The sequence below is a fragment of the Brasilonema bromeliae SPC951 genome, from assembly GCF_012912135.1.
Lineage (GTDB): Bacteria > Cyanobacteriota > Cyanobacteriia > Cyanobacteriales > Nostocaceae > Brasilonema > Brasilonema bromeliae.
In genome coordinates, this window is the sequence record NZ_QMEB01000059.1 from 1 (window position 1) to 26,543 (window position 26,543).

17 protein-coding genes and 1 pseudogene are annotated in these 26,543 nt (G+C 43.2%); 12 read left to right on the top strand and 6 right to left on the bottom strand.

Annotated features, from left to right (window positions below):
- The 3 genes from DP116_RS09975 to DP116_RS09985 form a co-directional block, all read left to right on the top strand.
- Window positions 1-384: NACHT C-terminal helical domain 2-containing protein (locus DP116_RS09975; protein ID WP_422614217.1), on the top strand; the 384-nt coding region annotated here is incomplete at its 5' end.
- 271 nt (window positions 385-655) lie between these two features.
- A complete protein-coding gene (locus DP116_RS09980; RefSeq protein ID WP_169155043.1) occupies window positions 656-850 on the top strand; it encodes a type II toxin-antitoxin system HicB family antitoxin in 195 nt (64 codons plus the stop codon).
- A gap of 104 nt (window positions 851-954) precedes the next feature.
- Window positions 955-2,409, top strand: coding sequence for a carotenoid oxygenase family protein (locus DP116_RS09985; protein WP_169155044.1), 1,455 nt, complete (start codon window positions 955-957; stop codon window positions 2,407-2,409).
- Window positions 2,410-2,667: 258 nt separating this feature from the next.
- Here the strand turns inward: DP116_RS09985 and DP116_RS09990 are convergent.
- The 3 genes and pseudogenes from DP116_RS09990 to DP116_RS10000 all read right to left on the bottom strand — a co-directional run.
- A pseudogene (locus DP116_RS09990) lies at window positions 2,668-6,828 on the bottom strand (non-ribosomal peptide synthetase); the annotation flags it as partial.
- 114 nt (window positions 6,829-6,942) lie between these two features.
- A complete protein-coding gene (locus tag DP116_RS09995) occupies window positions 6,943-12,156 on the bottom strand; it encodes a non-ribosomal peptide synthetase (protein ID WP_169155046.1) in 5,214 nt (1,737 codons plus the stop codon).
- A gap of 107 nt (window positions 12,157-12,263) precedes the next feature.
- On the bottom strand, window positions 12,264-12,962 hold the full coding sequence (locus tag DP116_RS10000; RefSeq protein ID WP_169155047.1) for a DUF6875 domain-containing protein: 699 nt from the start codon (window positions 12,960-12,962) through the stop codon (window positions 12,264-12,266).
- Between the two features lie 1,466 nt (window positions 12,963-14,428).
- On the opposite strand from DP116_RS10000, the gene hbs reads away from it, so the two are divergent.
- The 7 genes from hbs (at window position 14,429) to ftsY (ending at window position 22,030) form a co-directional block, all read left to right on the top strand.
- On the top strand, window positions 14,429-14,713 hold the full coding sequence (hbs, locus tag DP116_RS10005) for a non-specific DNA-binding protein Hbs (RefSeq protein ID WP_048868205.1): 285 nt from the start codon (window positions 14,429-14,431) through the stop codon (window positions 14,711-14,713).
- A 26-nt stretch (window positions 14,714-14,739) separates the two neighbouring features.
- Window positions 14,740-15,885: a threonine-phosphate decarboxylase CobD gene (gene cobD, locus DP116_RS10010; protein ID WP_169155048.1), complete on the top strand. Its 1,146-nt coding sequence runs from the start codon at window positions 14,740-14,742 to the stop codon at window positions 15,883-15,885.
- Between the two features lie 131 nt (window positions 15,886-16,016).
- Window positions 16,017-17,498: an FAD-dependent oxidoreductase gene (locus DP116_RS10015; RefSeq protein ID WP_169155058.1), complete on the top strand. Its 1,482-nt coding sequence runs from the start codon at window positions 16,017-16,019 to the stop codon at window positions 17,496-17,498.
- A 40-nt stretch (window positions 17,499-17,538) separates the two neighbouring features.
- Window positions 17,539-18,168: a LysE family translocator gene (locus DP116_RS10020; protein ID WP_169155049.1), complete on the top strand. Its 630-nt coding sequence runs from the start codon at window positions 17,539-17,541 to the stop codon at window positions 18,166-18,168.
- Window positions 18,169-18,492: 324 nt separating this feature from the next.
- A complete protein-coding gene (locus DP116_RS10025) occupies window positions 18,493-19,266 on the top strand; it encodes a DUF502 domain-containing protein (protein WP_169155050.1) in 774 nt (257 codons plus the stop codon).
- Window positions 19,267-19,408: 142 nt separating this feature from the next.
- Window positions 19,409-20,059 (top strand): transcription antitermination factor NusB, encoded by a 651-nt coding sequence (gene nusB / locus DP116_RS10030; RefSeq protein WP_169155051.1) that lies wholly within the window; start codon window positions 19,409-19,411, stop codon window positions 20,057-20,059.
- 267 nt (window positions 20,060-20,326) lie between these two features.
- Window positions 20,327-22,030 (top strand): signal recognition particle-docking protein FtsY, encoded by a 1,704-nt coding sequence (gene ftsY / locus DP116_RS10035; protein ID WP_169155052.1) that lies wholly within the window; start codon window positions 20,327-20,329, stop codon window positions 22,028-22,030.
- Between the two features lie 20 nt (window positions 22,031-22,050).
- Here the strand turns inward: ftsY and DP116_RS10040 are convergent, their stop codons facing one another.
- The gene (locus DP116_RS10040; RefSeq protein WP_169155053.1) at window positions 22,051-22,197 is read right to left on the bottom strand and encodes a ribbon-helix-helix protein, CopG family; all 147 of its coding nucleotides are present in this window, start codon (window positions 22,195-22,197) and stop codon (window positions 22,051-22,053) included.
- A gap of 38 nt (window positions 22,198-22,235) precedes the next feature.
- Here DP116_RS10040 and DP116_RS10045 point away from each other — a divergent pair, with 38 nt between their 5' ends.
- Together DP116_RS10045 and DP116_RS10050 are read left to right on the top strand one after the other, a co-directional pair.
- Window positions 22,236-23,384, top strand: coding sequence for an RNA-guided endonuclease InsQ/TnpB family protein (locus tag DP116_RS10045; RefSeq protein WP_169155054.1), 1,149 nt, complete (start codon window positions 22,236-22,238; stop codon window positions 23,382-23,384).
- Window positions 23,385-24,026: 642 nt separating this feature from the next.
- Entirely contained in the window at window positions 24,027-25,430 is a 1,404-nt protein-coding gene (locus DP116_RS10050; protein WP_169155055.1) for a GAF domain-containing SpoIIE family protein phosphatase, read from the top strand.
- Window positions 25,431-25,488: 58 nt separating this feature from the next.
- Here the strand turns inward: DP116_RS10050 and DP116_RS10055 are convergent, their stop codons facing one another.
- Both DP116_RS10055 and DP116_RS10060 read right to left on the bottom strand, forming a co-directional pair.
- Window positions 25,489-25,974 carry an NUDIX hydrolase gene (locus DP116_RS10055; RefSeq protein ID WP_169155056.1) on the bottom strand — a complete coding sequence of 162 codons (486 nt, stop codon included), beginning with the start codon at window positions 25,972-25,974 and terminating at the stop codon, window positions 25,489-25,491.
- An 8-nt stretch (window positions 25,975-25,982) separates the two neighbouring features.
- On the bottom strand, window positions 25,983-26,435 hold the full coding sequence (locus tag DP116_RS10060) for a DUF3531 family protein (protein WP_169155057.1): 453 nt from the start codon (window positions 26,433-26,435) through the stop codon (window positions 25,983-25,985).
- Window positions 26,436-26,543: the final 108 nt, after the last annotated feature.

Below are 26,543 nucleotides of genomic sequence, written 5' to 3' on the forward strand. Positions count from 1 at the left end.
GCCATAGCCATAGCCAACCCCTACGCCATAGCCAACGACGAGTTTATTAACTGGGCTACAGAATTGGAAAAAATAAAAATCTTCCATTCCGTAGACTTTCCAGTGCTGATTGCCCAACTTAGAAAATCCAAATCTACAATTCCTAATGATAAACAACCTCAGGAAGTGCGTCGGGCATTTGTTGAGCAGCTTCTACAAACTTGGCTCAACGCCTTTAATCTTACCCCAGAAATGGTCAATTTATCCAAGGAAGAATTGCAGGCACTGGATAATTATTTTTACGCCAATTACTTCATCATTCAGTGCAAACAAGCAGCAGTACGGGTGTCACCCAAAACCTGGGAAGCGATTGAAGAGGGAATGTTGTTGGTTCCAAACAATTGAAATCTTATGTGAAAGTTAAAGTCAAAATAGGGAGCATCCCAAATGTGTAAAAACATATTTTGTCATTGCGTTAGCGCAGCATGCCCGGAGGGCATACGTAATGAAATGGAGTGAAGCAATCGCAACATCTAGACTTTGCGTTCGCGAAGCGTGTCCGAAGGACTTATGCTTCATTCCGCTTCGCTGCATTCGCAATGACAATCTATTGTCTTGGTACATTTGCAAAATTGGGATACTCCCTCAAAAGAGGAAATGGAAAGAGAAATATTCTATGAGTTCATTACAACAAGCTAAGGAAAAGAAAACTCAAACTTTTGCAGCAATATTGTATTGGGAAGAAGATGTTTATGTAGCACAATGTCCAGAGGTGGGAACTGCTAGCCAAGGAGAGACAATAGAAGAAGCCGTTGCCAATTTGAAGGAAGCAACAGAACTTTATTTAGAAGAGTTTCTAGACAATCTGTAGAGTGATTCAACACACACTCGATTCTGGTGTACCTTCTGGCAGAGGAATTGTAACAAGAATCTAAAATAATCTAGTTGTTTTATTGATACAGTTCCAAACGCCTGATGCATACAATCTATAAAAAGTCAACAAAAAAAGCCTGGGCACAAGCCCTTGCCCAACCCGCAAAAGAATTCCCTCCCACCCAACTGCAAATCCTTTCTGGCAGAATACCTGAAGGCTTACACGGCACACTTTACCGCAATGGACCTGGAAGGTTAGAACGCGGCGGTATAAATGTGGGACACTGGTTTGATGGAGATGGGGCAATTCTTGCTGTAAATTTCAACTCTCCTTATGAAGCAGGGAAAAAGGGGGGTGCAACTGCAGTCTATCGCTACGTACAAACTGATGGTTATAAAGAAGAAGCAGCAGCAGGACAACTGCTTTACGGTAATTATGGAATGACTGCACCAGGACCAATTTGGAATAAATGGTTGAAAGCACTCAAGAATTGTGCGAATACTTCTGTGCTGGCGTTACCTGATAAATTACTAGCACTGTGGGAAGGCGACAACCCTCATGCCCTGGACTTGCAAACGCTCCACACTTTGGGCAAAGATGATTTAGGAGCATTGAAGAATGGATTGGCTTATTCTGCCCATCCCAAAATTGACCCGAAATCTGGCTCGATTTTTAACTTTGGTATCTCCGTAGGATTAAATGGAATACTGAATATATATAAAAGCGATGCTACGGGTACAATTCAGCAAAAAACATCGTTTGAACTAGATGGTTTCCCATTAATACATGATTTTGTTCTAGCTGGGCAATATTTAGTCTTTTTCGTTCCTCCGTTGCGGTTAAATGTCCTACCAGTGTTAACTGGATTTAGCTGCTATGGTGATTCTTTTGAGTGGAAGCCGCAACTGGGTACTCAGGTTCTGGTATTTGACTGTGAAACTCTCTCTCTGGTAAGTCGTGGTGAAACTGAACCTTGGTTTCAGTGGCATTTTGGTAATGCGTATGTAGATGATAGTGGATTGATAGTTGTGGATGTCGTGCGCTTTGCAGACTTTCAAACCAACGAGTACCTTAGGGAAGTCGCCACAGGTGAAACTCATACTCCTGCTGTAAGTACTTTGTGGCGAATACATCTTGAACCGAGTACCAATATAGTCAAGGGAATTGAGGAAATTATAGATCGCCACTGTGAATTTCCAGTTGTACCACCGCAAGAGAGCGGACAATATACTAACCAAACTTATCTTACGGTGCATCGGCAAGGGGTGGATGCGAGCAAAGAAATATTTGGGGCGATCGCCTGTTTCAACCACAAAACCAACACCCTCACAATTGCTGACTGTGGCGAAAACCGCTATCCAAGTGAACCCATTTATGCCCAAAATCCCCAAAATTCTGAACAAGGATGGATCATCACAGTTGTGTACGATGGCAATTCTGATTGTAGTGAAGTTTGGGTATATGATGCGGCTAGGTTAGATGATTCACCTGTGTGCAGATTGGCATTACCCAGCGTTATTCCCCACAGCTTCCACGGCACTTGGAAACCTTACTGACACTGAGTTGATGCCTGTTAAGAGTTCCCTGTTCCCTGATATATTTAACCAGCGCAAGAAAAGCCTGATAAACTCGTTTCCAGCCTCAGGCTGGAAATGCCAGCGCATAGGCTCTGCCTCAACCTAAATACCGGAGGCGGAGCCTCCTAGTAGCGCATTCCCTGGCTCAGCCAGGGATCGAGTTGCTTAGGGGGTGTAACTCCTCATTTATTCGCGCTCCAACATCATTAATCACTGAGCTTTTGTTGTCAATCTGTGCTATGTATGGCTAACAGCTACCGTCTTCTCCAAGCATTCCCTCAATTTCTCTGCTAGTACCCGTACATTGGGTTCCTCGAACAGCGTATAGTGAGAGCCAGGAATGTAATGGACATCTATTCCTCCAGTGACTAGCTTATCCCAACCTAGGAGCGGCTCAGATTTAACGCCAACAGCATCGTCTTGTGAATCATCGCTGTTCTCGTCAACCCGTAAAAGAGTGATTTGCCCTGAGTAAGGTTGGTAAGTATATTCGTTCCAAGCCAACACATTAGCGTCTATGATATCCCAATGCGTGTCATCCTGAGGTAGAGGCTCCTTTATTCCTAAAAAATGCGTATATTTTGCTCGGAGATGGTAAGTGCTCCACTCGATCCAGCCAATAAGCTTTTTCCTTAGGTAGGAAGGACCTCGTTGTAACAAATTATTTATGTGCATGAAAATTCGCGAAATCAATGGCAATCGTGTGGCAGCACCTGGAATACCGCTATCAAACATAGCCAGAAGAGCTACTTTTTGACCTTGCCTGTTAAGTTGATGAGCTATTTCGTATGCAATGATACCTCCCATCGAGTACCCACCGAGAAAATAAGGACCATTGGGTTGAATGGTCTGAATTTCTTTAATGTAAAGCGCTGCCATTTCTTCAATCCGGGTTAAGAGAGACAGTTTTCCATCTAATCCTTGTGGTTGTACCCCATAAAGTGGTTGAGCCTGTCCCAAATGCAGTGACAAATTGCGGTAACACAGAGTTTCTCCACCAAGCGGGTGGATACAGAATAAAGGCGGCTTGGAACCTTTGGTTTGAATTGGAACCAAGCATGACCAACTAGCTTCTGATGTGTGCTCATGTGCCCCTGTCAAAAGCTGATTATCAACTGTTTTTTCTTTTGGAGAAAGCAATTGGGCAAGGGCTTCTACTGTACCGGATTGAAAGAGGGTAGCCAGAGGAAGTTTTTTGGCGAATTTCTTCTCAATTTGAGCGAATAACTTGACTGCAAGCAAAGAATGTCCGCCGAGATCAAAGAAGTTGTCCCTCACACCAACGGGTTGGATGCCCAAAATTTCTGCCCAAATTTCGGTTAGCTGATGTTCTGTATCATTACGAGGGGCAACATAACTTGCTTCTGGCTCTAGTTTTGTGATGTCAGGCGCTGGTAGAGAGCGGCGGTTTACTTTGCCACTAGGAGTGAGGGGCAGCACATCCAACAATACAAAAGCCGAAGGAACCATGTACTCTGGTAGCTTTTCCTTAAGGAAATTACGTAATTCACCTGTTGTAGGTACTGAGTCTTGATCCGGCACAACATAGGCTACCAAGCGTTTATCACCGGGAATGTCTTGACGGACAATAACGACAGCTTGGTGTACAGCAGGGTGTTGGCTCAAGACAGCTTCTAGCTCTCCCAATTCAATACGAAAACCTCGTATCTTTACTTGGTTGTCGCAACGCCCAAAGTACTCAATATTACCATGCTTCAAGTAACGAGCTAAGTCCCCTGTCTTGTACATATATGCCTTGTCTTTCTGGCTGAAGGGGTCGCGGATAAATTTTTCCGCAGTCAACTCCGGACGATTGAGATAACCTCGCGCTAGCGCAACACCACCAATATACAGTTCTCCAGGTACACCGATAGGTACTGGTTGTAGATTTGAGTCGAGAATATAGATAGAAGTGTTGGCAATAGGGCGACCAATTGGTGGTAGAGCAGCCCAACTCTGTACGGAATCAGCCAAGGTAAAGGCGGTGACTACATGGCTTTCTGATGGTCCATAATGATTGTGTAAAGTACAACCGGGTAACTTGCTAAACAAGTTAGTCAAGGCAGGTGTAATCTGCAACTGTTCGCCTGCGGTAATGATTTCTTGCAAATGGATTGGTAGTGATTCTGAACCAACAGCAACTTCAGCAAGCTGCTGTAAAGCAACAAAGGGTAAGAATAGTCTATTTATTGCTTTATGATTGAGAAAATCTAATAAAGCCGTTGCATCGCGTCGCAAGTCGTCTGTGATTAATATCAATGTTCCACCGGAACACCAGGTAGAAAATATTTCTTGGAACGAGACATCAAAGCTGATAGGAGAAAATTGCACAGTTCTTGCTCCAGTAGAAACTGTGCTATTTTCAAGTTGCCACGAGATGAGATTGGAAAGGGGAAGTTGTTTCATTGCTACCCCTTTTGGCATTCCTGTGGAACCTGAAGTATAAATGACGTAAGCTAGGTTTTCTGGCTCAACCCCATTGACTAAATTCTCTTCGCTTGCTTGAGCGATCGCCTGCCAATCTGTATCTAAGCAAACTACGTGTCCCTCGTGTTTGGGTAATACGCGCATTAAATTCTCGCAGGTTAACAGCACCGCTACCTGTGAATCTGACAGCATAAAACTCAGTCGATCTTGCGGATACGCTGGATCTAAAGGTACATAAGCCCCACCTGCTTTGAGAATTCCCAACACTCCTACGACCATTTCTAAGGAACGTTGCACACAGATGCCAACTGGTACATCTGGTCCCACTCCTAAATCCCTGAGATAGTGCGCCAACTGGTTTGCACGATTATTCAACTCCTGGTAGGTTAATTGCTGGTTTTCAAACACCACTGCTACTGCATCCGGGGTCAGATTTACCTGTTGTTCAAACAACTCATGGATGCATTTGTGTGGATAGTCTTTTTGGGTGTTGTTCCATTCAAACAGTAACTCGTGCTGTTGAGCTGCCGTAAGCAGTGGCAATTTGCTAATGTGCTGTTGTGGGTTAGCAACAATTCCCTCAAGTAATGTCTGGAAATGTCCACTCATTTGGCTAATGGTGGAAGCATCAAACAGATCCGTGTTGTATTCCCATATTTCCTCTACTCCCTGTTCCGTTTCCACAATAAACAACGTCAGATCAAATTTCGATGTTAATCTATCTACATATGTGGAAGTAATGGTGAGCCCTGACAACTCAAATGTTTGCTGAGGTGTATTTTGAAAAGCAAACATAACTTGGAACAAGGGATTGTAACTCAAGGAGCGCTCTGGTTGCAGTTCTTCAACCAGCTTTTCAAACGGCAAATCTTGGTTAACGTATGCGGACATTGCCATCGCTCGTACTCTTTGCAACAGTTCCCGGAAGCTGGGGTTGCCAGACATATCGGTACGAAGCACTAAGGTATTGACAAAAAATCCAATTAACCGTTCTATTTCTGGATGATTTCGCCCTGCGATCGGAGATCCAACTAGAATATCTTCTTGTCCGCTATAACGGTATAGTAAGATTTGGAATGCCGCCAAAAACGTCATGAACAACGTCACACCCTCTTGCCGTGACAGTGTTGATAGCGCTTGGGATAAACTCTGGGGTAGTACAACGAAATGCTTTGCACCTCGGTAAGTTTGGACTGGTGGTCGTTGTCTATCTGTGGGTAATTCCAGTACCGGCGTTGCACCCGCTAACTGCTGTTTCCAATACTTGAGCTGATTTTCAAGCACTTCACCTGAAAGCCATTGACGTTGCCATACTGCATAGTCAGCATACTGAATGGGTAGTTTTGGCAATGGATTGGGCAAACCTTCTTTGAACGCTTGATACAGAGTTCTCAACTGCTCAAATAAAATACTTCTTGACCACGCATCAGAGGCGATGTGGTGCATGACTAACACTAGGATATGCTCTTGCGGCTCAAGCTGCAGCAAGCAAGCACGAAGCATGAAATCTGATGTTAAATCGAAAGGTCGTTGCGACTCATTTTGTAACAGATGTTGTACTTGAGTGGAACGTTCGCTGAGCGGACAATCCTTGAGGTCAATCACCTTGAGTTCCACAGACTTAGGCTCACCAATGACCTGTATTGGGTCACCATCTTGTGCAATAAAGTTGGTTCGTAATACCTCGTGATGAGCAACAATTGCATCTAATGACTGTTGCAAAACATCTACGTTGAGATCTCCCTGTAACCTTAAAACCTCTGCAATATGATACAGTGGGCTATTTGGCTCTAGTTGCTCCAAAAACCACAGTCGCTGTTGTGCGAAGGATAAAAGAGCAGTTGATTCATTCGTTCTTTTTGGAATCGTCTGCTGTGTTTTTACCTCAGTAGTTTTGTTCTTAAGTTTTAACTCTAGTAACGCTCTTTTGGCTGGTGAAAGAGCAGCAATTTTTTGGTTGATATTATCCATACTTACTAATCCTTATTTAAATTGCAGATACAGATGAAAACTTTTTGCTACATATTTGATTGGATGAGGGTGTTGGGAGCGGTGACAATTTTTCACTAGCTCCCCTACACCCTGTTAGTCAGGTTGCTGCATAAGTTGCGCTAAAAGACTTTCCGCTTGCTCATCTGATAGCTCTTCCAACTCATTTAACAAGCGACTGATTTCGTCATCATCTCTCTTATCCGCCTGGCTTTGAACAATTGCTTGGGCTAAACCTGCGATTGTTCGTGTCTCAAAAAGCAACTGCAACGGAATTTCTGAACCTAAAGTTTGGCATACCCGAGAAATCACTTGCGTTGCTAGTAGTGAATGTCCTCCTAATTCAAAGAAGTTATCGTAAATGCCTACTTGATCCAAACTCAAAACTTGGGTCCAAATAGTGGCTAATACCTCTTCGGTGGGGGTACGAGGTGCTACAAAGCTGTTGGCATCGCTGAAATCTGCTGGCTCTGGAGCTTTCAATGCGCGGCGATCCACCTTACCATTGGGGTTTAATGGCATCACATCTAAGAAGACAAAGGCTTTTGGCACCATGTACTCAGGTAATTTACCTTGCAAAAAGTCGCGCAATTCACTTGCGCTTGGGGGAACTTGTTTCGCCACGATATATGCCACTAGGCGTTTGTCACCAGGAACATCTTCTCTTACTGAAACTAAAGTCTGTTGCACTCCAGGATATTCACCTAGAATAGCTTCAATTTCTCCCAACTCAATGCGGAAGCCACGAATTTTCACCTGGTAGTCAATACGGTTGAGGAATTCTATGTTCCCGTTGCTTAAGTAACGTGCCAAATCCCCAGTTTTGTAAAGACGTGCACCTGGTTCACTACTAAAGGGGTTGCGAATAAACTTTTGTGCAGTCAGTTCGGGACGGTTAAGATAGCCTCGCGCTAAACCAGTTCCACCAATGTATAGTTCACCCGATTGACCAACAGGGACTGGCTGTAAATTATCATCTAAGATATAAACTTGTACGTTGGCGATCGCCCGACCAATAGGAGCAATCGTATAATCAGTCCCCCGCTGACAAGTCCAAAACGTGGTATCTATAGAAGCTTCTGTTGGACCATAGCAATTAATCAGAACATTTTCCAATTTTAAACGCTCAACGAAGCGCTCTATGAGTTCGACTGCTAAAGCTTCACCGCCACTCGTGACATGCTTGAGGCTGGTACAATTCTCGATTCCCTTTTCCTCAAGTAAAACGCGGATGATGGATGGTACCAAAGCAGCTACAGTAATCTGCTGTTCGATAATCATCTTAACCATGTAAGCAGGATCTCGATGTCCATCGGGGCGAGCCATAATTAATTGTCCCCCAAATAACAACGGCCAAAATATCTGCCATACTGAGGGGTCAAAGCTCAAAGAAATCGTCTGGAGAACTTTGTCTTGTTCTGTTAATTGAAATGTTGCTTGTCGCCAGTGAAGCTGATTGGAAATTCCACGGTGCGGAACCATCACACCCTTGGGCTTACCTGTAGAACCAGAGGTATAGATGACGTACATTAAATCATCAACTGTTGCCTCACACACAGGATTTTCTTGGCTGTTGTTGGCAATCAGTTCCCAATCAGAATCCAAACATATCACTTGTGACCCAAGATTTTGTAAGCTGTTGACCAATTTCTCTTGGGTGAGCATCACTGGTGTTTGGGTATCTTCTAAAATGAAGGTTAACCGCTCTTTTGGATACGCTGGGTCAATTGGCACATACGCTCCACCTGCCTTGAGAATTCCCAGTAATCCGACTACCATCTCTAAGGAACGTTCCATACAAATGCCAACTAAGACATCAGCACCAACACCCAAAGTTTTTAAATAGTGCGCCAATTGGTTAGCACGAGTGTTCAACTGTTGGTAAGTCAGTTGCTCACCTTCAAACATAACCGCCACAGCGTGAGGCGTTTTTTCTACCTGCACCTCAAACAACTCATGAATACACTGCTCTTGATATTCTGCTTGAGTATCGTTCCACTCCAATAACTGCTGTCTCTCAGTTGCACTTAGCAGTGGTAATTCGTTCACGTGCTGCTGTGGGTTAGCCGTAACTTCCTCAAGTAGTGTCTGAAAATGCCCACTCATCCGGGTGATGGTATCAGCGTCAAACAAGTCGGTGCTGTATTCCCATAGTCCTCGCAGTCCTTGTTCTGTTTCCTCAATTGACAAGGTTATATCAAACTGCGATGCAAAATTATCCACTTCTATGGTAGAAATACTGAGTCCTGGCAACTTTAATGTTTGTGTGGGTACATTTTGTAAGACAAACATGACTTGAAACAAAGGATGATAGCTCAAAGAGCGTTCTGGTTGCAATTCTTCGACTAGCTTGTCAAAAGGTAAGTCTTGGTTGGCGTAGGCGGACATTGCGTGCGATCGCACTCTTTGCAACAGTTCCCGAAAACTCGGATTACCCGACAAATCAGTACGCAGTACCAAAGTATTGACAAAAAAACCAATTAACCCTTCTATCTCCTCCCGATTGCGTCCGGCGGTAGGAGAACCAACTAAGATATCTTGTTGTCCGCTGTAACGGTAAAGCAGAGTTTGGAATGCTGCCAACAATGTCATGAACAGCGTTACTCCCTCTTGTCGTGACAGTGCACTCAATGATGCAGATAAATTTTTCGGGAGTACGAAAGATTGTTTTGCACCCCGGCGAGTTTGTACTGGTGGGCGCGGTTTATCAGTGGGCAATTCCAGAACTGGGATTGCACCTGCTAACTGCTGTTTCCAATAGTTGAGTTGGTTTTCTACCACTTCACCTGAAAGCCATTGGCGCTGCCAAACAGCATAATCAGCATACTGAATGGGCAACTGTGGCAAAGGATTGGGCTTTCCTTCAAGGAATGCTTGGTACAGCGTTGTCAACTGCTCAAATAAAATGCTCATCGACCAGCCATCTGTAGCGATGTGGTGTATGGTCAATTGTAGAATGTGCTCTTGTGGTGATATTTCCAACAAGCACGCACGCAGCATCAAATCTGATGAGAGGTTGAAAGGACGTTGCGCTTCTTGTTGTAACAGCTTTTGTACAACGGTTGTGCGTTCAGTTTCTGGACAATCCATCAGGGAAATCAGCTTCAGTTCCACTGACTGAGGTTCACGAATCACCTGCACTGGATTGCCGTCTTCTACGATAAAGTTGGTTCGTAAGACTTCGTGGTGAGTTGCGATCGCATCCAATGACTGTTGCAAAACATCCACATTGAGGTTGCCTTGCAATTGCATCGCATCCACAACGTTATATGCTGCACTGTCTGGTTCCAGTTGTGCCAAAAACCACAATCTTGCTTGTGCAAAGGACAGAGGAATTGATTGTCGGTTCGTTTGTCGAGAAATAATTTGGTGTTCTTGAGTCCCTTGGTTTTGACTTGTGGTAATTGCGCTTGCTAATTCGGCAATAGTCGGTGTTTCAAACAGAGACTGTAGCGAAATTTCTACACCAAAGGCTTGGCGGCACCGAGATATAATTTGTGTTGCTAATAATGAGTGTCCCCCTAATTCAAAGAAGTTGTCGTGAATACCTACTTTCTCTACCTGGAGTACTTCTTGCCAAACAGTAGCAATGATTTCCTCAGTCTCAGTTTGGGGTTTGACATAAGCAACTTCTAGTTCTGGAGACACCACTTTGCTGACAGGCAGAGCAAGGCGATCTATTTTACCGTTAGGCGTTAGAGGTAAAGAATCAAGCAGCACAAAAGCAGAAGGCACCATATAATCTGCTAACTTCTGATAAGATAAGCCGCGCAGTTCTTTTATAAAAACATTTTGGATAATTTCGGATAAAGATAAGTTGGGAACTACATAGGCTACAAGGCGTTTTTCCCCTGGTACATCCTCTGTGGCTATGACCACAGCTTCTTTGACAGTAGGATGTTGTACAAGTATGGACTCAATTTCTCCTAATTCAACCCGCATCCCCCTGATCTTGACTTGAAAATCAGTGCGACCTAATAATTCTATCGAACCATCTGACCAGTAACGAGCTAAGTCGCCAGTTTGGAATAATCGCTGCTTTCGATCTTGACTGAAAGGGTTTGAGATAAACTTTTCGGCATTCAGCTTTGGATGATTGAGATAGCCACGAGCCAAACAAGCACCACCTATATAAAGTTCGCCGACTTCTCCTGGTGCAACAGCTTGAAGATGTTCGTCAAGGATATAAGTTTGGTTATGGGCATAAGGATAGCCTACGGGTATGTAAATATATCCTAGTTCAGGATCAAAGTCCTTTGGAACCAAATAAGCACAGTTACCAATGGTTTCTGTTTGACCATAAACGTTGAAAATGGATACTCGATCTTGAAACAGGTCTCGTAGTTGTTTGTAAAGTTGAACTGGCGGCAAGTCACCAGAAAGCACAATAGTTCGTAATTTAGATTTCTGAAGTGCTTCTGTGTGTCTTTTGTCCAGAGTTTCTAATCCCTGAAGTCCATAGCGCCAAATTGAGGGTACGCCGTCACAAATCGTTACTCCTTGTTTCTGAATCAGCTCAAACAAACTGATGGGGTTTTTGGTTTGTTCGCCAGTAGCAATAATACTGGTGGCTCCTCGATACAGAGGCACCATTAATTGCCTGACTGAGGAGGAAAACGAGAAAGATGCCACGTGGAGATAGACATCCTCAGGCTGAACTTGCAATACTTGGCTGACTGCTGGAATATAATGCGCAACATTAGCGTGAGTGATTTGTACGCCTTTGGGTTTTCCAGTCGAACCCGAAGTATACATCACGTAGGCAAGATGCTCTTGTGTTAACTCACTGAGTGGGTTTTCTTGACTTTCTTTAGCAATACTCTCCCAATCTGTGTCAAGACAGACCACTCGTGATTCCTGCTCAAAAAGCTCATTCGCCAACTGCTTGGTCGTTAACAGCACCGACACCTGAGTATCCGATAACATGAAATGCAAGCGTTCTTGAGGATACTTTGGGTCAATTGGCACATAAGCCCCACCTGCCTTGAGAATTCCTAACAGTCCTACCACCATATCCAAGGACCGTTCCATACAAATCCCAACCATGACCTCCGGGGCAACCCCCAAAGTACGCAGGTAGTGCGCCAACTGATTTGCCCGTTGGTTCAACTGTCGATACGTGAGTTGCTGGTTTTCAAATACCACAGCAACAGCATTCGGAGTCTGCTGTACCTGAGCCTCAAACATCTGATGGATGCACAGATTCCTTGGGTAATCTGTTTGTATCAGATAATCTTCCGCCTCGGTCAAGTCATTTAGCCCAGTAGCTGGCTGAAGGTATGAATCTTGGTCAATGATGAGCTTGGACATGGTCTTAAGTAAATTCCTAAACTATTTTTTATACACAACAAATTCCAGAAAGTTTCCAATTTTGTTGGACTAAGCAAAAAAATCTCTTGAGCTACTGCTCATAAGAGCTACTTAGCTGCTGCATATTCACAATTGAGATGCAATACTTTTTCTTGTTGTATTTGCTCTTTTGCCAAAGCTAATGCCTGACAAGCTTTATTTAAATTTTTCTGATCTCTCGCCTCATTTTCAAACCGTTGTATATAAGCTTCGAGAAACTTAATACGTGAATCGATATCATCTGCATTTATAAGAAAAGGCAGGTCAGATTCAACCATAAAGCGGATAGCTAACATGGGAATAGGGCTGCGAAGTGGACGAAAATTTTCGTTGTGCAAACCAGGACTTTCATTATGCTTGTGAAATTCCCCTATCATCAGTCCTAGATCAACAAATAAAGGCTTCAGTTTTTGTTGAACACCATCAACCAGTTTGGAAGTCTCTTCTCTATCAAGTTCAGGAAAGATGAGTAAGATGGTTTTGTTTATGGCGCTTTCTCTGTCTCGTGGTTCTAGTTCAAGGAAAGTATCTCGGTAGCACAAAACCATCTCTTCAAGTTGCTGTGGTTCCATATTCTTAGCATGAATAACTGCGAACCTGATAGTGTTTGACTTGATTGCGTAAGGTACAAAAGGGCAAACAGGACCTGACCGGCCCAAATCTGGATGAGGTTTTGCCAAAAAGCTTTGAACCCATTGCATGATGTTGATTAAGTAAGGAAGGTCTTGTTGAAGCTGATTAAGCTCAATTGGTGTGTAGAGTTGCATTTTGACTACCTTATGAAAACTAACGGATGAAGAAAACAAGACGAATCTAACCTATAGAAAATGAAGTAAGTTATAGCTAATGAGCCAAAAGCTATATTCATTTTTTATAGGATATTTTTCCCTTAGCTGGCGCTCAACTAAAGGATGGATAAATATGACTGCAACAAGATTCTTAGTTTCGCATCTCTCAAGTAACCTCACAGACGGAATTTACTTGTATGTAGATGTCTTTGTCCTGGTTGTGGGAGTTTATAAAGTATATTAAGGCTGAGCCATAATTACTTTTTTTGATAGAAGGATAGATGTTATTGACTGAAGGACTGACTGAGTATTAGAAGTCCGCATAATATAAGAGTCTACCAAGCGAACTGTAAAGTTGGTGTTTCAATATCCATCCAGAGTATGACATTTTCGTGTGGAATAAAACAACTTTTATGGACGAGATCCCTTGAATATAGTCTAATTATTTAAATCTCAATCTAGAAATAATAAAAGACTATTGTTACGCTGCCTTTTATGAGAAATGTTATAGCAGTTGCCAGGTAGATTAGGACATGAACTAATGAGAAAATACGGACACCACCAGACCATCAAGCCCGTCAAGAGTTCCCTGTTAAGAGTTCCCTATTTCCTGCTATAACTAATTCCGTGGAACAAACCTGTACAAAACATGAAGTTCGCGCACAGACTTCAGGCGCAACCCTGTGCAGGTAATAGTTCTGCGCTCTCGTGTTGAATCGTGAGAGGCGCAGCCGTGCCGCAGGCATAGTACCTCAAATTCAGGTGTTTCTTAGAATTTTTTTTCAATTAAGACTCAAAAGCCTAATGTATTTTTGATTGAGATATCATCAAAAATACATCGTGCAAATTTAGTTAAAAAATCACTCAATTTTAACTTTAGCAAATCAACTGTGATTTTGCGTAATAGTTTGTTTGATTTAATACTTAATTAGTGTTACTCATTTTGTTTATATATTTTAAGATGCAACCAATAATACATTATATATCAGTATAGACAATACTGGTAGTAAAAATTTTTCTAATGCTGAATGAGCCAGCCAACGCCCAACATTGTTAGGACGATCCACAAATCGTTAATGATTGATCTCTAATTCTTTCCCGCTTCATCAAATCCGGAAAAACTGCTGTGCCCTTCCCTGTTCATCTGACAACAGGGGATTTCACTAAGTATTTTTTCCTACTAAAAGGGGGTTTTTAGTCAAACAATTGCCCTTTTTTCAAAAAAAATCCTGAAATCTATATAAATTAATGGTTTCATCTATCCACTTCTGGCTGTGACACTTTAGAATGATTCATTGAAAAGTCGAATATACAGCAATTACAGCCGTTTTGAGCATAAATACTCAGAAAGTCCGACTTTTGTAAATCTCTAAACAGAGATTTAAGTAACGATGCATCTTTGATGCATCTGTAGACAATCTCAAGTAAACCTCAAGGAGTTTGACATGAATAAAGGTGAATTGGTTGATGCCGTAGCTGAAAAGGCTAGTGTTACCAAAAAGCAAGTTGATGCCGTCTTAACTGCGGCTTTGGAAACGATTATCGAAGCTGTTTCCTCTGGCGATAAAGTGACGTTGGTGGGATTCGGCTCATTTGAATCACGGGAACGTAAAGCCCGTGAAGGTCGTAACCCCAAAACCAATGAAAAGATGGAAATTCCGGCGACAAAGGTTCCTGCCTTCTCTGCTGGAAAACTCTTTAGAGAAAAGGTTGCACCCCCAAAATCTTAGGTTCTCACCTAAGTGACACTTTTTCTATGCGGCAACCAGCACACGGGGGAAATCTAGCCTGGGCAGCAGCACTAGCTGGCTGTCCCCCAAGTGCTATTCTGGATTTTTCTGCAAGCATTAGCCCTTTGGGACCACCAAAAAGCGCAATAGCGGCAATTGAGTCCCAATTGGATCATCTCAGGCATTATCCAGACCCTGATTATCGTGAACTGAGACTTGCTCTGGGTCACTTTCATCAATTACCCCCTGAATGGATTTTGCCGGGTAACGGCTCGGCAGAATTGCTTTCTCTGGCAGGTCGGGAATTAGCACAGTTAGCTGCAACAGCTTTGATAACTCCAGCCTTTGGCGACTACTACAGGGCGCTGGCGGCATACGACGCTATGGTACTGGAGTTTCCTTTGTCATTGGTGAGGCAGTCCGTTGCGGAGGTCTCCTCGTTGAGTGGAACTGCCGAACCCGTAAGGGTCATGAGTCATTTGTCATTTGTCATGAGCGATTTGTCATTGATTTTTGACAAAGGACAACAGACAAAGGACAAAGGACTATTGCTGAATAACCCCCATAACCCAACGGGGGTGTTATTTTCACGAGAAGCCATTCTGCCATATCTCAAGGAATTCGCCTTGGTGGTGGTAGATGAAGCTTTTATGGATTTTCTGCCCCCAGGACAGGAACAAAGTCTGATACAAGTTGTGCAGGAATATCCAAACTTAGTGATTTTGCGATCGCTGACCAAGTTCTACAGTTTGCCTGGTTTGCGACTAGGATATGCGATCGCCCACCCCGACCGTTTACGGCGCTGGCAGTCCTGGCGCGACCCCTGGCCCGTAAATACCCTGGCAGCAGCGGCAGCAGTCGCTGTCGTCCAGGATAAAGAGTTTCAGGAGCAGACTTGGGCATGGCTCCCACCTGCACGAAATCAACTCTTCGCTGGTTTAGCTTCAATACCCGGATTGCAGCCTTTGGAAAGTGCCGCTAACTTTTTACTCGTTGAATCACAGCAATCAAGTTCGCAATTGCAGCAAAATTTACTCAAGCATCACCAGATTTTCATTCGTGATTGTCTGAGTTTTCCTGAACTTGGCGACAGATATTTTCGGGTAGCTGTACGCTCTTGGTCAGATAACCAGCGCTTACTAGAAGCACTGTCATTAGTTGTGAGTCATTAGTCATTAGTTATTAGTCATTAGTCATTAGTCATTAAGGACGAAGCACAATTGAAAAGAAAGCCAAAACCGTGCCCCAGGCATCGGGCATCGGGTTAGGTAGGACAATTGACAAAGGACTAGGGACAAATAACGTGACTATTGACTACGATGTCGTGATTATTGGCGGCAGTTTAGCGGGACGCTACGCTGCCCTTACTGCTTCTCAACTGAAAGCTAAGGTTGCCTTGGTAGAACCAATCACAAACGGTGCATTAACGATAGTTAACGCACCATTAGAGTTTATTTATCACCATGCTCTAAGCCACACCAGTAACCTTAGCAAGCAACTAGGTGATGCAGCACTACTTGGGCTTCATACCTCATGTGCTGATACTCTAGAAAAATGCCAAATTTCTGTAGATACGCCTCAGGCAATGCTGTATGCTCATAGCATTGTTTCCAATCTCCAAGAGCAGAATTCACTTCGCCTCCTGGCTGCCCAAGGGGTGGATGTTATCGTGGGTAATGGTCAATTTCAATCCTCACCCCATCTTTCATTTGCCGTTGATACTCGCTTGCTACACGCACGCACTTATTTACTTGCAACGGGTTCAAGTCCTGCAATTCCAGAAATTGAAGGATTACAAAGAACTGGCTTTCTTACCATACCTCAAGTTTGGCAATCTCTCAGCAGTTCTACACCGCCTAAACAGTGGGTGATTCTTGGTGGTGTTCCCCAAAGCATCCAACTCGCTCAAACTCTGGCGCGCTTTGGTTACGATGTGACGCTGGTTATGGAACGTCCCAATCTTCTTCCCAATATTGACTCAGAGATGGCTCAACTGCTTTGCAGTTTGTTAGAAGCAGAAGGTGTGCGCGTCTTCATTAAAACATCAATCACTCAGGTCAGAAAAATTGAGGATAAAAAATGGCTTCAGGTGGGAGATAAAGCAATTGAAACTGATGAAATCGTAGTAGCTACAGCACAACAGCCAAATATACAATCCTTAAATTTGGCTGCGGTAGATGTTAAATGGAATCAGCGTCGTTTACTTGTGAATGAAAAACTACAAACGACAAATCCCCGCATTTGGGCTTGTGGTGATGTGATTGGTGGCTTTGAATTCGCCAATATTGCTAATTATGAAGCAAAAATAGCTCTGCAAAATGCGCTCTTTTTCCCGAGGTTTAAAGTCAATTATCGTCATATTCCTTGGGCAGTATTTACTAACCCGATGTTTGCACAAGTTGGTTTAACAGAGGCGCAAGCTAAACACCAATACAGTCCTGATGAAGTTATTGTTGTACAGCAGTTTTTTAAAACACTCTTTGCTGCCCAAATCCAAGACGAAACCACGGGTATCTGTAAATTCATTGTCCTACGTAATGGTGAAATTTTAGGAGCTTCGATTTTCGGTGCACAGGCAACAGAGTTGATTAATGTTATTGCTTTGGCGATCGCTCAAACAATCAAACTCCATCGCCTCGCTGATTTAGCTCCTCTGTGCCCCAGTTTTTCAGAGATTTTTGAGCAAATTGTAGAGACGTGGAAACAGCAGAAATTGAATAGTAATATTGCTTGGCAAGACTGTCTGGAAAGCTTTTTTCAATTCCGACGAAATTGGAATTTCTAAACTTTGATAGAGCTAATGAACTATATGCAAATCAATCCGCATGCAATTTTTAGGCGATTGGTTGACTATCTTTACATCTGGGTGTTTAGTTATTATGAGTCCTGGACCAAACTTTGTCTTAACACTCCGCAATAGCCTAGCTCATTCTAAACAAGCCGGAATCTACACAGCGTTGGGAGTAACTGCTGGCGACCTCATTCATGTCATCTGCTGGTTAATCGGTATTGGTGTTATTATTTCTAAATCAATCCTATTATTTAACCTGCTCAAATGGCTTGGTGCTGCTTATTTAATTTACCTTGGGATTAAATCCTTACAAGCTAAACATCAAGATAATTTTGTTGAGGAACAAACTTCGTCAGAGTTGAAATCTTTAACGGCGTTTAAAAACGGTTTCTTGACTTGTCTGCTCAATCCAAAGGTAACGTTATTTTTACTGGCACTGTTTACTCAAATCATTCGTCCGGATACACCTCTGGCGCTACAAATAATTTACGGTTTAACAATTGTGGGAATTGAATTCACCTGGCTGGCATTTGTTGCTACTGTTGTCTGTGTTGCGGCAATCAAACGTCGATTTTTGTCAATCTCACATTGGTTTGAGCGAATCATGGGCGCAGTTCTCATTTTCTTAGCTCTGCGTCTGGCACTTGCTAAAGCACACGATTAATTGGTTTAGCAGCTTTTCATCCACCACAGTAGTATTAATAATACGTTAAAATATTTGTAACAATCCTTTGCAATTCTTCAAAAGAAAGTAACAAGTTTGAGAGTAGCCAACCGCTACCCTAATTGGTATGCTTCTATCTACATTAAGTAGAAAAATAGCTGAGTTTGCCGTCAAAAACGTGTATTTTTGCTGCATAAGCTTAGCTACATGCCCTAATGGACAGTAATTAATGGCATTTTGCCCATCAAGCAAAAAGCAGGAGCGGCTAAAACCACCACTTCTTTGTGCACAAAACTGTCTTCCCCATTTGACGAATCTACTGGAATGAGTACCAATAAAAGAAGTTCCACTTGCCTAAAAAAGGAGAATAGGGGCTTGGCAATCAATCGCTGGAAACAGGATCTCAAAAATGACCTCATAGCCGGGTTGTTGGTTGTGATTCCCCTGGCAACTACCATTTGGCTTACAATAACCGTTGCAACTTGGGTCGTCAACTTTCTCACCCAAATTCCCAAACAACTGAATCCGTTTCAGGGAATGGATCCGATTTTGGTCAATCTACTGAATCTCTTGGTGGGACTCATGGTGCCACTCCTGAGTATACTCCTGATTGGCTTGATGGCTCGGAATATTGCAGGGCAGTGGTTGCTAGATGTGGGTGAACGGCTATTGCAGGCAATTCCCTTAGCAGGACAGGTTTACAAAGCTCTCAAGCAACTTTTAGAAACACTCTTAAAAGACAGCAATGGCAAGTTTCGCCGTGTTGTTTTAGTAGAATACCCTCGACGGGGAATGTGGGCGATCGCCTTCGTTACAGGTATGATCAGCACCGATATCCAAACTCAAATGTCTCGCCCAGTATTAAGCGTTTTCATCCCAACAACCCCCAACCCCGCCACTGGGTGGTATGCAGTTGTTCCAGAAGACGAAGTTGTCAACCTCTCATTATCTATTGAAGATGCATTTAAAATTATAGTCTCCGGTGGCATTGTTGCTCCCAATACCTCCCCGACTCCATTGGTTATCCCCAAAGAACGCAAATTAGAAATGCCACCCTTAGAAGCAAAGCGGCAGATTCTTCCTCTCGACGAGACTTAAAATCAGTAGTCAGTAGTCATTAGTCATTAGGAGGCAGTGCGGTGGACGGGTTTCCCGGCATAAAGCACCTGCCGTTCATTAGTCAGGAGTTTTCACTTTACTCCCTCCCTCTTTTTATCCCCTTCCCCCCTAACTCACTTTTATGCAAGAGCGTAAACCTCGTCAAATTTCTCGTGAATTGGCTCTTTTAAGCCTCAGCCAACTGCCGTTAAACTCAAAGAAATTAGAAAAAATAGCACCAGAACAACTGGTACCAAAGTTAGTACTCGCAGCAGTACGTACGCTGCGATCCGAAGTCCAAGATACTCTAGACAATGCTGCAGGCGAACTGCAACGCAGTAATGATCGGCTTTTGAGTAGCCAAACACGCGCCAGTGATCTAAATACTGCCAGAACAATGCTCAAAGAAGCAGTTGTGTACACGCAAACAGCCATCAACAAGTTAGCTGCAGCTATAGAATTTCCTGAACTCATTCAACTGGCAAATCAAGATAAAGAAGTCCGCGAGTACGCTAAAGAGATTATCATTACTGTCCATGAAAACCGAAACACCATAGATGAGGACATTTCCACAGCTTTGGTAGATTGGCAAGTCACTCGCCTTGCCCACATTGACCGAGATATACTGCGAATCGCTGTAGCAGAAATGAAGTATCTTAAAGTGCCCGACAGTATCGCAATTAACGAAGCTGTAGAGCTTACGAAACGATACAGTGAAGAAGAAAGCCATCGGTTTATTAATGGTGTTCTGCGCCGAGTTACCGAACAAAGAAAGATCGCCAGTACTCTATAGCCAAAAGCTTTATTCTTAAGAAGAACACAGAACACAGAATATCTTCACAAATAAATAGAGTCTTGCGGCGATCAGCGCGTGACACCCTGGAGTTTTGGCAAAGAAAGAATTCTTTAATATAGTTCTTTTTTTGCCCTTACATCCCTACACCCTTAGTTTTGATCATGACAACATGATTACATTCTTCCTAAAAAATCCTCTTGTCACGAGAAGCAGAAGTGTCAAAATTTAGATAAAAGCTTATAGTTTCATAACACTTTATCTGCAATGGTCTTCAATTGGTTCCGTCGTCAACATAACGATCCTTCTGCTACTCCCTCGCAACAGAAACAGGAAGAAACTCCTGCTGCAAAACAACCCCAACCCCAAAGCGCCGAAACGTCAACAGCAGAAACTGCACCCGAAGTAGCCACGGATCTGCTGGCTTACGCGAAAGCAGCGTACAAAAATATTCAGCAAAGGCAACAAACCGAACCAGCAGAAACTCCAGCAACTGAAGTAACAGCCGACGTCGTAGCATCACCAGCACAAACAGAAACGGCACAACCACAACCAGCAGAAGAAATACAGTCCGAAGAATCAGCTGATGTGACTGCGACTGAAACCACCCCAGAAGAACCAGAAGGTACAGAGGAACTCAGCACAGCACCAGCAGTAGCAATTACCGAAGAACCAGATGCTGAAAGTGTGACAACAGAAAGTGTCGCTCCACCAGAACTCACCGAACCACTGACAACAGAAAGTGTCGCTTTACCAGAACCCAGCGAACCACCCACAACACAAGAAGTCACTCAGCCAACAGCACCAGCAACTTTATCATTTTTAGAAAGGGCAGCTGCAGAACGACAAGCAAAGCAGGAAAGATTGATAGCCACCGCCATTGAAGTCACACAACCAAAGGTGGTACAGCCAGCAGCCCAAACAAGTACCGCGCCAGAAGTCATAGAGGAAATGACTGGACTTGATTTTGATGAAGGGTTCTTGTGGTCAACAGAAGTTCTTGCTGCACAAGGTAGACGTCCAGAAGATATTTCTTTTGAAGAAATTACTTGGCTGAAAAAGCTGCGACAAAGCTTAGACAAAACCCGTCGTAACATCGTTAATCAACTCAAGTCAATTGTTGGACAGGGACCACTCAACCAAGCAGCGGTGACGGAGATTGAGGCATTGCTTTTGCAAGCTGATGTTGGTGTTGAAGCAACAGATTACATTATCAGTACTCTACAGAACAAGCTTCGTCAAGAAGTCCTGCCAGCAGAGGAGGCGATCGCCTACCTCAAACAAATCTTGCGAGATATGCTGGATGCACCAGTGAAAAAATCTAACAAGCCAATCTTTGTCCCAGAAAAAGAAACTCTCAATGTTTGGTTAATCACTGGGGTAAATGGCGCTGGTAAAACGACTACCATCGGTAAAATTGCTCACCTAGCACAGAAATCTGGCTACAAGTGCTTGATTGGTGCAGCAGATACCTTCCGCGCCGCAGCCGTAGAACAGGTCAGGATTTGGGGAGAAAGAAGTGGTGTGCAAGTCATTTTCAATCCTGCTAAAAATGCAGACCCTGCAGCAGTTGTGTTTGATGCCATCTCTGCTGCTACAGCACGAGAAACAGAATTACTTCTGGTGGATACCGCAGGACGACTACAAAATAAGAAAAATTTGATGGACGAACTCAGTAAAATCCGCCGCATCATTGATAAAAAAGCCCCCAATGCTAAAATAGAGTCCCTTTTGGTTTTAGATGCAACTCTAGGTCAAAATGGATTACGCCAAGCTGAGGTTTTTTCCCAAGCAGCACAACTGAGTGGTGTTGTTTTGACTAAGCTTGATAGCACTGCCAAAGGAGGCGTCGCCCTTGCTGTTGTGCAGCAGTTAGGCTTACCGATTCGTTTTATTGGTGCTGGAGAAGGAATTGAAGACTTGCGTCCTTTTTCTAGCTACGAGTTTGTCGAAGCACTTTTGAATGGTTAGCCGTTACCGAAAAACTGGGTTTAAAGCCCCGCCCTTCTAGGGCGGCTTTTCTTTAACTTCCTAATTAGTTCTCTAAGCACATCGTTTTGAGTTCGATCCGTTTCTTTGCAGTACTCCACAAGTATCTTGTACTCTTCATCAGAACACCGAATGGTTAATTTTTTCATGCCGTCATAATGCCGTCTATTTGGGGTACAATGTTAGCATGAAAACACTGAAGTTTAAGCTCTACGAACACAAACGGAATAGATACCTCAAGCGCACAATTAACGCTGCTGGGGTGATTTATAACCATTGCATTGCTCTCCATAAGCGGTACTACCGGATATGGGGCAAGCATTTAAATTGTGCAAAACTTCAGTCTCATATTGCCAAGTTGCGGAAGAGAAACCCGCTTTGGCAATCGGTAGGCTCTCAGGCAGTACAAGATATCTGCCAACGCATCGAGAAAGCGTACCAATTATTTTTTAAACACAATAAAAAGGGGGTTCGTCCACCAGGATTTAAGAAGGTTAAGAAGTACAAATCATTCACCCTTAAACAGGCAGGTTATAAGTTTCTGGGTGGTAATCGAGTAAAAATTGGCAGTAGAGTTTATCAATTCTGGAAGTCCAGAGAAATCGAGGGAACGGTCAAGACATTAACTATTAAACGTACCCCGTTGGGTGAATTGTTTATGGTTGTGGTTGTTGATAATTGTGTTGCGTGTAAAGTTAATTCCACGGCTGGTAAGATAGCGGGTTTTGACTTCGGGCTAAAGACATTCCTCACCTGCTCAGATGGTTCTAGGATTGATTCTCCCCAATTCTTCAAGCAATCCCTTAACGCCATTAGAAAAGCTAGTAAGCAGCATTCCAAGAAGTTAAAAGGTGTCTCCTCCGGAGACGCTACGCGAACATCCAACCGGGAACGGGCAAGATTAAACCTGGTGCGCTCTTATGAGGATATTTGTAATCGTAGGCGTGATTGGTTTTGGAAATTAGCCCATGAACTAACTGATAGGTTTGATGTACTTTGCTTTGAAACGTTGAATCTTAAGGGTATGCAACGCCTTTGGGGTCGTAAGATATCAGACTTAGCTTTTGGTGAGTTTCTGCAAATCCTAGAATGGGTTGCCAAGAAGAAGCACAAGCAACTGGTATTTGTGGATCAGTGGTATCCATCCAGTAAAACCTGTTCTAGCTGTGGGCATATCTTAGAAAGTCTTGATTTGTCAGTAAGAGTTTGGCGTTGTCCATCCTGTCAATCAGTCAATGGGAGAGACGATAACGCAGCTAAGAATATTCAAATGGTTGGGGCATCAACCATTGGGTTAGGCGATGTAAGACGGGCTTTGCCTGCTGTTGCTGTTTGACCCCAGAATCCCCACCCTTCAAGGGTGGGGAGTATGTCAAGGACACACACAGCAAGCCTGCCTCTGCAGGCTTTGTTCGTATCGCCACACGATACGCGCCTGTAGGCTTATCCGAACCGTATTGCTTTTGAGTTGTTTTTTTGTCAAAATTTCCTGACTTAGAGTTTAACAATATTCTCTAGTGGTAAATTAAAGATTTGAAGAGTAACAGTTAAACAACGGTTCCCCGACCTGAGGAAACTACCCGTCCCGACGGATAGCAGCCTCTAGGCTTTTATTGTCAGGTTTTATGACCCTCAGACAGTGAAACACAAGCAGACTTTTTTGGAACCTAATGGTTTACTTTTTTCAATCAAATGTTTATATCTAAAGAGGTATGACAAAGTGAAGAATTTCTAAGATAATAGAACCCCTATTAACCTCTGTAACAAAAAGCAGTTTTTGCTAATCGTTTTTTCCTAAAAAGACTTAACTCTAAATTTTAATATTAAGTTAAAGAAGCACATGAAATATGAAAGACTTTTAAAATTTTCACCCTACGTTTTTCTACTCTTGCTAAACCGATAAACTTGTCACAAGATGGTTTAGCTATTCAAAAACGAAAGTATTAAAAGAATCTAATACTTGCTGAAGTAAATCACAATGGTAACTGTGCCTCAACCACCGTCTCAACCTACTGATAGTAATAGTCGTACCCCGACCGAGGTCACACCAGTTGTGGCACTCAAAGAACTCGTGGCACGGTTACACCGAGAACAAAATAAAATTCAAGATTTACTCAGTTCTTTGGGATTTGCTCTGCGAAGCTTCAATAATTTGAATCAGTTTTTGGAACTGATTCCGCTGATGGCAACAAGAGTCACTGATGCAGATGGTAGCGCCCTATTTGTGTACAAACCGAATGGTCAAGTGAGATTAGAACAGTTACATTGGCAAGATAGTCACCAGCGTAAAAATATCCGCAAAGCCCTAGAAACAGCAACGAGTCAAATCGTATGTGTACCCAACAATACCCAGCCTCTAGCAATAATGTCGGGTATTTTGGATGATTACATGCACCGCAGCTTAGGACCAGGTATACAAATTTTTGGTACAGCTATTCTCGTTAAGCATACAGAACGGGGATGGCTCTATGTCTTAAGCCGCGATCCAGAATATACTTGGACAGAAACGAGACAAAAGTTAGTTCGCCTAGTGGCAGATCAAACCGCAGTCGCAATAGAAAATGATGAACTTGCTGTAGAACTCAGGAAAAAAGAACGCCTAGATCAAGAACTAGAAATTGGGGCAGAAATTCAAAGGCGGCTTCTGCCACGTCAGTGCCCTACAATTCCAGGTGTTACGATTGCGGCACGGTGTAAACCTGCTAATCGTGTTGGCGGAGACTACTACGACTTTATCCCCACAAACCACAACCAAATTCAGCTAAATAACAAAGAGAGTTTAGATGCAGATGGTCGTTGGGGTTTGGTGATTGGTGACGTGATGGGCAAAGGAGTCCCAGCAGGACTGATTATGACCATGATGCGGGGAATGCTGCGAGGAGAAGTGCTGCACGGTCATTCTCCTCAACGAATTCTGCAAAACTTAAATCAAGTGATGTACGCGGATTTGGAAAATTCTCACCGCTTTATCACTTTGTTTTACTCAGAGTATGACCCCCAAACCCGGATGTTGTCTTACAGCAATGCAGCCCATAATCCTCCCATATGGTGGCATGCAGCAACGAAAACAGTCACGCGTCTAGATACTTTTGGAATGCTGATTGGTTTAGATGCCAATAGCCAGTACGAAGATGCTCAAGTAAAATTAGAGCTTGGAGATATTATTCTTTACTACACAGATGGCTTGACCGATGCAGCTGCAGCAAGTGGCGATCGCTATGATGAAGAAAACCTCATCACGATTTTTAACTACGCTTGCAGAATTTGTAATGGTCCGCAGGAAATTCTAGATTACCTGTTTGACCAAGTGCAAGAATTTATCGGTGCCGATAAGCAAAACACCGATGATATGACATTAGTTGTGCTGCAAGTTAATAGTTAGTCGTTAGTTGTTAGCAAGCTGACAAGTAACAACTGTAGTTAAAAGCCTTATCTAGTGTTTAACTACTTGACAAATAATCTAAAAACTGCTCCGGCACTAACCTCAACTCTCCTGACTGGAAACGGTTTATATCTACCCACAAAGCAGTTTTCTGTCGCTCACCTTCAGAAAAAACTAACTTTTCAATTTCATAAAATTTGGCATCAACAAAGTCGCTTTCAAAAAGTTGAATAATTTCGTGACCTGGTTGACCATTGAAAGTAAAGATGTTTTCCAAACAACCCAAGTAACGAATATTTGTTAATTCTGCTTGGATCTCTTCTTGGAATTCTCGTTTGAGGGCTTCTAAACTTGTTTCACCAAAGTCAACTCCACCACCCATTGCGCGGTAAAAAGTTTGTTGTTTGACTGGATCGTAGCCCTCAGAAACGAAGATACGTATGCCTATGTCCTGCGGACACGCTCCGCTAACGCCACGCTTCGCGTGTTGAGTATCGCGAATCAGTCCTAAAGCGATGACACGAATTTCCCCTGGCTTATGCATTTTTGTTGCTAGTTATCGTAAATAAATGAAGGACGGCTTTCGCTCTCCTCTATGGGCCAATCTTCATTTTCACCGCCGATGTACAATTGCTCAATGGTGACATATTCCTCACCTAGCTGCTTAAGGGCGTTAATGAGAATATCGAGGGCGATCGCATCAGAAGTTCCCAAGTCAAACCAGCAACGCGCCCATGTCCCCTCATACTCAAACTCACCCATATTGTGCATCAGCGCCAGCAAACTTTTATCATATCCTTGGGAGTCGTAATTCATGTAGCTCAGATCTAATCCAGTTTCCTGTACCTGGAGATTTTCGGCATTAAATGCACCCAATTTACCCAAATAAAACCAGGAATTGAAAGCCTCTTCTACATACTGTTTTTCTTGTGCAGAAGGAATTGTGCTGAACTCCAACCAAATCCATAAATCAAAAGGATTAATTTCGCGAAACTGTACCTGCATTTTCTTTAGAAACTAAATCTAGATTACTTTTTATCAAATCTCATTGTAAAAGAGTAAGGTGCAAAGGGTGTGCCTTTCCTAATCGAGAAGTGGGGAAGCTTCGGGAGC